Origin of the sequence: Roseomonas chloroacetimidivorans (assembly GCF_049629625.1) — a bacterium.
GTDB classification, from domain to species: Bacteria; Pseudomonadota; Alphaproteobacteria; order Acetobacterales; family Acetobacteraceae; genus Roseomonas; species Roseomonas chloroacetimidivorans.
On sequence record NZ_JBNBZS010000311.1, the window covers coordinates 1 to 743 of the forward strand.

General features: G+C 67.4%; 1 protein-coding gene. It reads left to right on the forward strand.

Going from position 1 to position 743, the window contains the following annotated elements; genetic code table 11:
* On the forward strand, positions 1 to 743 hold a 743-nt coding region (locus ACO1BU_RS37670), incomplete at both ends, for a DnaJ C-terminal domain-containing protein (protein ID WP_424140945.1).

Below are 743 nucleotides of genomic sequence, written 5' to 3' on the forward strand. Positions count from 1 at the left end.
TACCGCAAGCTCGCCAAGAAACACCACCCCGACCTCAATCCCGGAAACAAGCAGGCCGAGGACCGCTTCAAGGAGGTTTCCGCGGCCAATGAGTTGCTCTCCGACCCGGAGAAGCGGGCCCGGTACGACCGTGGGGAAATCGACGCCTCCGGCCAGGAGCGGCCCGAGCGGAACTTCTATCGTGGCTTCGCCGAGGGCCGCGAGGGAGCCCGTTACCGGCCGGGTGCCGGACCGCAGGCCGGCTTCGCATCGGGATTCAGCGAAGAGGATCTCGGCGACATCTTCTCGGATCTTTTCGGCCAGACTGCGCAGGGCAGGGCTCGGCCGAATGTCCGGATGCGGGGCCAGGACCAGCAGTACAGGATGACGGTTGACTTCCTCGATGCGATCAGGGGAGCGAGCCGGACGCTGACCCTGCCGGACGGCCGAAGCCTGGAGGTCCGTATCCCCGTCGGCATCGAGGATGGGCAGGTCATGCGTCTCAAGGGGCAGGGAAGCCCTGGCCTGAATGGCGGGCCTGCCGGGGACGCCTTGATCGAGATCCAGGTCGCTCCGCACCCGTTCTTCCGACGGGACGGTGACGACGTGCATATCGAGGTCCCGGTGACCGTGGCGGAGGCCGTCCTGGGCGGCAAGATCACGGTCCCGACGCCGACCGGGAACGTCAGTGTGACCGTCCCCAAGCGGTCCGACACGGGTGCAAAGCTGCGATTGCGCGGCAAGGGCGTGCCGGCCCATGCCGG